The 6,489-nt window shown below is 62.3% G+C and carries 6 protein-coding genes; 5 read left to right on the plus strand and 1 reads right to left on the minus strand.

What is annotated here, in order from left to right; all coding sequences use genetic code 11:
• Nucleotides 1-1,000: OpgC domain-containing protein (gene opgC, locus EN935_RS17485; protein WP_127373470.1), on the minus strand; the 1,000-nt coding region annotated here is incomplete at its 3' end.
• Nucleotides 1,001-1,203: 203 nt separating this feature from the next.
• On the opposite strand from opgC, the gene EN935_RS17490 reads away from it, so the two are divergent.
• From EN935_RS17490 to EN935_RS17510, 5 genes are all read left to right on the plus strand, one after another.
• Entirely contained in the window at nucleotides 1,204-1,869 is a 666-nt protein-coding gene (locus EN935_RS17490) for an alpha/beta hydrolase (protein ID WP_109668569.1), read from the plus strand.
• Nucleotides 1,870-2,056: 187 nt separating this feature from the next.
• Nucleotides 2,057-3,136, plus strand: coding sequence for a toxic anion resistance protein (locus EN935_RS17495; RefSeq protein WP_109668567.1), 1,080 nt, complete (start codon nucleotides 2,057-2,059; stop codon nucleotides 3,134-3,136).
• Nucleotides 3,137-3,189: 53 nt separating this feature from the next.
• Nucleotides 3,190-4,719, plus strand: a complete 1,530-nt coding sequence (locus EN935_RS17500) for a substrate-binding domain-containing protein (RefSeq protein WP_245488997.1) — start codon at nucleotides 3,190-3,192, stop codon at nucleotides 4,717-4,719.
• Nucleotides 4,720-4,733: 14 nt separating this feature from the next.
• On the plus strand, nucleotides 4,734-5,351 hold the full coding sequence (locus tag EN935_RS17505; protein ID WP_109668563.1) for a 5-bromo-4-chloroindolyl phosphate hydrolysis family protein: 618 nt from the start codon (nucleotides 4,734-4,736) through the stop codon (nucleotides 5,349-5,351).
• On the plus strand, nucleotides 5,351-6,460 hold the full coding sequence (locus tag EN935_RS17510) for a substrate-binding domain-containing protein (protein WP_126068769.1): 1,110 nt from the start codon (nucleotides 5,351-5,353) through the stop codon (nucleotides 6,458-6,460). Before EN935_RS17505 ends, EN935_RS17510 begins: the two co-directional genes overlap by 1 nt.
• Nucleotides 6,461-6,489 lie beyond the last annotated feature (29 nt).

The following is a 6,489-nucleotide window of genomic DNA, read 5'->3' on the forward strand; positions in this document are numbered from 1 at the left end:
GCACAGTGCCGGCAATGAAAACCGGCAGCGATCGTTTGCCCAATATGGCAAGCGGATGATCGCGCCCGGTGCGAAACAGGTTCGAGATGGCGGGGAATGCCACGATCAGGTAGCTCACCGCCAATATATGCAGCAGCCTTGGCAGTGACAGGAACGTCTTGTCGAAGCCGGTCAGCACCGGAGGCAGACCCAACCAGGAGATCTGCCCCCAGAGCGGGCTATGCACCCAGACCACAGCGGTCGCGGTGTAGGCCAAAGCCGCGCCGACCAGCCAGCGATTGACCGGGATGCTACCGCCGCGACGCACATGCAGCGTGCCTGCCAGGCCGATATTGAAAAGGAACTGCCACGACAGTGGATTAAGAAACCAGAAGCCAGGCTCGGGATAGTTGGGCGGAGCAATCTGGTAGATCCCAGCGACCAGCCACAGCGCGCCGGATGCGGCAAGCGCCGGCAATGGCCGGTAGCTGACGAAGAGCAGGAAGACCGGCGCCAGCAGGAGCAGCACGGCATAGACCGGCAGGATGTTGTTATAGCCGAGCTGGTGGCCGAGCGTCACGATGCCGATCAGCACTTGTGGCGTATTCTTGATCAACGGCTCGAGGTTGATCATCGTCAAAAGCTCCGGTCGCCTGGCAAACACCGCCGCGGCGCAGAAGATCGCCATCACCACCATGGTGGTGACGATGTGGGCGGCATAGAGCACACCAGCGCGGCGCCACATCTTCAACGTCGCCAACAACCGGTTTCCAGGCTGGAATTTCTTGCCATAGGCGAGCGCGACCGAGATGCCGGAGATCAGCACGAAGACTTCCGCCGCGTCTGAAAAGCCGAAATTCTTGTACGTCAGATACTCGAAGGCGGTACCCGGTACGTGGTCGACATAGATGGTCAGCAGAGCGAGAGCGCGGAACACATCGATACGCGTGTCGCGATCGGCGATGCGCGAATCGCGGTCTGGGACACGCGAATCGCGGTCTGGGGAAATCTGGGTGGTCATCGACAAAAAGGCCTCAAAGCTGGTTGTTCATGCCGGCAATGCGACCCCCGGCGCACCGCTTCGATTCCTCCCGAAGCAATGGTATCGGCGAAGAAACGGACTGTAATGCGCCCGGTTCAATCAACTTTCGCGGAGCTTGAAAATATTGCGTTTTGAAGCCGGCAAACAGATGGGAATCATCATGGAATCAAAAGGATGAGGCCATGACCGAAAGGACCTCACAAGATGGTGCGCTGCTGCGTGATCTCGCCTTCAGCTACCGCCTTTACAGCCCTGCGGATTCAACCGACGAATGCCTCTTCCTGCTGCATGGGTCGGGTGTCGACGAGACCACATTGGTGCCGCTGGCACGAGAGATCGCGCCGCATGCCGTGCTGATCGCGGTGCGCGGCCGCATCGTCCAGGAGGATGGTTTCCGCTGGTTCGCGCGCATCACGCCGACGCGCTTCGAACAGGCAAGCATCCGCACCGAAACCGAGGCCTTTGCGGGTTTCGTTGCTGACGCGGCCGCACGCCATCATCTCGACCTCTCCCGCACGATGTTCCTCGGCTATTCGAACGGCGCCAATCTGGTTTCGAGCCTGATGCTGCTGCGTCCGGGCCTCGTCGAACGCGCAGCGCTGCTGAGACCGATGCCGGTGCTCGATGACGTGCCGGCGACGGATCTGTCAAAGGTGCGAGCGCTCATCATCGCCGGCGCCGCGGATCTCACCTATGCGCCCTTCGCGCCGGCGCTGGTGACATTGCTCAGCCAGCATGGCGCCGAGATCGATGCCCGGATTGTTGCATCGGGTCATGAATTCGGCAGCGCCGACGCGGCGATCGTCAGGCAATGGCTGACAGCGCCAGCCACCGTCGCACAAGACTGATGGACAGTAGCCGGCGGAATGAGCTTGTCCACCGGATCGAATCCCTGCAAACCTTGCCCGTTTTCAGGCTGAAACCCGCATGTTTTGCGCCCAGAGCCGGGTCGGCCCCTTCCCTTATCCACAATGCCGACATATCCCTGTCACACACAGCCTATGGAGATACTGTTCATTTTGAGGGGAGGTCTGCATGGCCGACAAGAACAGCATCACTCTGCTCGACGACACCTCGACATTGCCGGCAATCGTTGCCGACCCGTCCGACATCGCCAGGATCGAAAGCACGATCGACGTCAGGGATCGCGCCGGCATTTCGGTCTATGGCGACCGTGCCCAGCAGGCTGTCAGCGACTATGCCGACAAGATTCTGGGTCAGCTTCGCAATCGCGATCTCGGCGACACCGGAAATCTGCTGACCGACATCATCATGAAGGCCAAGAACCTCGATCCGGCTTCGCTGAAGGACGAAGGGTTTCTCGGCAATCTGTTTTCCTCCTTCAAGGCGCGGCTCGAACGCTTCAAGGAAAAATACGAGGATGTTGCCGGCCAGATCGACCGCATCGGCCTCGAACTCGACCGCCACAAGGATACGCTGCGGCGCGACATCGCCGTGCTCGACGACCTGCATGAGCAGACCAAGGACTCGATCCTCAAGCTCGACGCCTATGTGCAGGCAGGCAAGAAATTCGTCGACGACTATCGCACCAACGAATTGCCCAAGCTGAAGGCCGCGGCGGATTCGGCCAGCGGCGATGTCGGCGGCACGCTGGAGGCGCAGACCTATCAGGATGCGGTCCAGGCGCTGGATCGTCTGGAAAAGCGCGTCTTCTATCTGGTGCAGGCGCGCCAGCTCGGCATCCAGCAACTGCCGCAGATCCGCATCGTCCAGTCCGGCGACGAGACGCTGATCGAGAACCTGCAGGCGACCTCGGCGCTCACCGTGCCGGCCTGGAAGCAGAAAATGGTCATCCTGCTTGGGCTGACCAATCAGAAATCGGCGCTCGAACTGCAAAAGACGGTGACGGACGCCACCAATGAGATGATCCGGCAGACCTCCAAGATGATGAAGGATCAGGCGATCTCGATCGAAGAACAGGCGCAGCGCGGCATTGTCGATGTCGAGACGCTGGCGCAGGCCAACCGCGATCTCATCGACACCGTGCAGGGCGTGCTGAAGGTCCAGCAGGAGGGTCGCCAGAAGCGGGCCGATGCTGAAAAGCAGATGGACCAGATGACGATCGATCTGAAGAAAGCGCTGACCCAGGCCTGATCGGAACCGCCATGCCGAAGACGCTGACGTCCGTTCTGCTGCTGGCCTTCGCGATGTTGCTGGCCGCCTGCAACGCCAGCCACGTCAAATTCTCCATCGTATCGGGCTCGGAAAACACTGTACTGCAGCCGATCGTTCAGGAGTTCTGCGACAAGCAGGGTGCCACATGCACCTTCGCCTATGAGGGCTCGCTCGACATCGGCCTTGGCTTGCAGCGGCCTGCCGGGCTCGACCAGGATGCGGTCTGGCCGGCCTCGAGTGTCTGGGTCGACCTGTTCGATTCCGGTCGCAAGGTGCGCAATTTAACCTCGATCGCGCAGATGCCGGTTATTTTGGGCGTGCGCAAATCCAAGGCCGCCGAACTCGGCTGGGTCGGCAAGCCAGTTTTCATGAAGGACATTCTGGCCGCGGTGAAGGACGGCAAGCTCAAATTCCTGATGACCTCGGCAACGCAATCCAATTCCGGCGCCAGCGCTTATCTCGCCATGCTCTCCAGCGCACTCGGCGGCAAGGAAGTGATCGAGCCCGGCGACCTCGACAATCCGAATATGCGTGAGACGGTGAGCGCTTTGCTGCAAGGCGTCGAGCGCTCATCAGGCTCGTCGGGCTGGCTGGCAGACCTCTATGTCGACTCGGCCGGCAAGGGCACCGTCTATGACGCCATGTGGAACTATGAGGCGACGCTGAAGGAGACCAACGACAAACTGAAGCAGATGGGCAAGGAGCCGCTCTATGCCGTCTATCCGGCCGACGGCGTCGCGGTCGGCGATTCGCCGCTCGGCTTCATCGACCATGGGCGCGGCCCGGAGGTCGAAAAATTCTTCACCGACCTGCTCGCCTATCTGCAGTCGGATGCGGTGCGCAAACGCATCGCCGACACCGGCCGGCGGCTGCCGCTTGGCGGCTCGGCGATCCAGGCCGCGGCCGAACCCGACTGGAATTTCGATCCGGGCAAACTGGTGACCTCGATCCGCATGCCGGAGCCGGCGGTGATCCGCAAGGCGCTCGATCTCTATCAGGAAGCCTTGCGCAAGCCTTCACTGACGGCACTGTGCTTCGACTTTTCCGGCTCCATGGAAGACCAGGGCGAGAAACAGTTACAGGCAGCGGCGCAGTTCCTGTTTACGCCGGAAAAGGCCAGCGAGGTGCTGGTGCAATGGACGCCGTCCGACCGCATCTTCGTGCTGCCGTTCGACAGTGCCGTGCGCGCCAATTTCGAAGCGACCGGCGATGCTGCCGGGCAAGCCCAGTTGCTGGCTGCCGTCGCGGACCAGCATGCCGGCGGCGGCACCGACATGTATGCCTGTGCCCAGCAGGCGCTGCAGCAGATCACGGCAACAGCGGATCTGTCGAAATATCTGCCGGCGATCGTCATTATGACAGATGGCCGCACCGACGGCAGCGCCGACCTGTTTCTAAGCCAGTGGCGCAGCGCGCCGGCGCGCGTGCCGGTGTTTGGCATCACCTTCGGCGATGCCGACAAGAGCCAGCTCGACAGCCTTGCCAAGGCAACTTCGGCGCGCGTATTCGATGGCAGCGGCGATCTGGCAGGCGCCTTCCGCGCCGCCCGGGGCTACAACTGAGATGCGCGGCTAGGATGCGTGGCTTGTTCGGCAACGACTGGAACTGGATCGTGGCGGGCCTCGTCTCGGCGGTGCTGCTGATCGGTTTGAGTTTTCTCACGCATTTCCCGTTCCTGGTGTCGGTGGTTATCGCCGCGCTGGTCTTTGCCGGGCTTGTGTTCGTGCTGGCGCCGCGTCAGCTGTTCGAAGGGCTCGACCTCAGCTCGATCGGCGGCAGCCGGGTTGCGTTTGCGCGCGAGTTGCTGGCGCAGGCCCAGCCGGCGGCGGACCGCCTGGCCGCAACCGCCCGCACCATTCCCGACAAGGACATGGCGGCAAAGGTGAAGAACCTGTCGGACATCGCCGCCGATGTGATCACCAGGGTCGAAGCCAAGCCCGAAAGTGCGCCTGCCGTGCGGCGATTTCTCACCTATTATTTGCCACAGGCGGCCGAGGTGTCGGAAGGCTACGCGGCGTTGGCCAACCGGCGTGCGCCCAGCCAGGCGCGGCTGACCAATGTCGGCGCGGTGATCACCAAGCTTCAGGACGCCTTCGTGCATTACGCCGACAGTCTGGCCGACAGTGAACTCGGCACGCTCGACGTTGACCTGCGACTCATACAGGAGTCGCTGAAAGAGGATATCGGTCGCTGATGGCCATTTCGCGCCGCGCTTTCGGACTGGGTCTGCTGGGTGCCGCCGCCGCCGGCACGGGTGGCTATCTGACACTGAAGGACCGTCCGGAGTTCCGTGGCTATCTCGGCAACAAGGCGCATCTGTTCGGCTTCATCGGCGGCGAGAAGCAGGCCTTCCTAGCCGATCCGGATGTCGTCCATGCGCTGGGCGGCTACGGGCTGGAACTCGATCCACGCGTCGCCGGCTCCGTCGAAATGGTGCGCGAATCCGCACTTCTGTCGCAGAAGCCGCAGTTCCTGTGGCCGTCGTCGTCGATCATGGTCGACCTGGCACGCAAAAGCGGCGTGGCGATCCGAAACGACCAGGTGGTGCTCAACTCGCCGATCGTCGTCTACACATGGGGACCGGTAGTCGAAGGCCTGAAGAAGAGCGGGCTGGTCACGGTCGCCGCCAAGGGCGGCTACAACCAGCTCGACCTCAAGGCGTTGCTTGACGCCATATTGGCCGGCAAGAACTGGTCGAACCTCGGCATAGACGAACTCTACGGCCGGGCACGCATCGTCTCCACCGACCCCAACCGATCCAATTCCGGCTTCATGTTCGCCGGCCTGGTGCTGAGCCTGATGAGCGGCGATGTGGCGACGCAGGAACTGCTTGCCCAGCACGGTGACGAGGCCAAGGCGATCTTCCGCAGCATGGGCCTGAAGTCGTCGTCGTCGGGAAAGCTGTTCGACCAGTACATTGCCGGTGGCCTGGGCGCCGAGCCGATGGTGGTCGGCTATGAAAACCAGCTGGTCGAATGGGCGCTCGCCGATCCGGCACGCTGGCAAAGGGTGCAGACCGGCATAGGCGCCAAGCCCGAAATCCTCTACCCCAGACCGACCGTCTATTCGGCGCATCCGCTGATCGTCATCGATCCGGCCGCCGACAGGCTGCTGGAGGCCCTGACCAGCCCGAAGCTGCAGGAACTCGCCTGGACGAAGCACGGGTTTCGCGGACCTCTCGGCACCGTCACTGGCGGCGCCGATGCAGCGATCGCCGGCGTACGGCCGGCGGAAATTGAGGCCGTTCTGCCGATGCCCTCGGCCGATGTGATGCTGGCCCTGCTCGCCCAGATGGAAGGGTAGATTTACCCTCGCCCCATCCTGTTCCAGGC

The sequence above is a fragment of the Mesorhizobium sp. M7D.F.Ca.US.004.03.1.1 genome, assembly GCF_003998635.1.
Lineage (GTDB): Bacteria > Pseudomonadota > Alphaproteobacteria > Rhizobiales > Rhizobiaceae > Mesorhizobium > Mesorhizobium loti.

Excerpts from the sequence above, each read along its gene's own strand:
- EN935_RS17490 (WP_109668569.1), top strand. The coding sequence starts at position 1,204 with ATGACCGAAAGGACCTCACAAGATGGTGCGCTGCTGCGTGATCTCGCC.
- EN935_RS17495 (WP_109668567.1), top strand. The coding sequence starts at position 2,057 with ATGGCCGACAAGAACAGCATCACTCTGCTCGACGACACCTCGACATTG.
- EN935_RS17500 (WP_245488997.1), top strand. The coding sequence starts at position 3,190 with ATGTTGCTGGCCGCCTGCAACGCCAGCCACGTCAAATTCTCCATCGTA.
- EN935_RS17505 (WP_109668563.1), top strand. The coding sequence starts at position 4,734 with ATGCGTGGCTTGTTCGGCAACGACTGGAACTGGATCGTGGCGGGCCTC.
- EN935_RS17510 (WP_126068769.1), top strand. The coding sequence starts at position 5,351 with ATGGCCATTTCGCGCCGCGCTTTCGGACTGGGTCTGCTGGGTGCCGCC.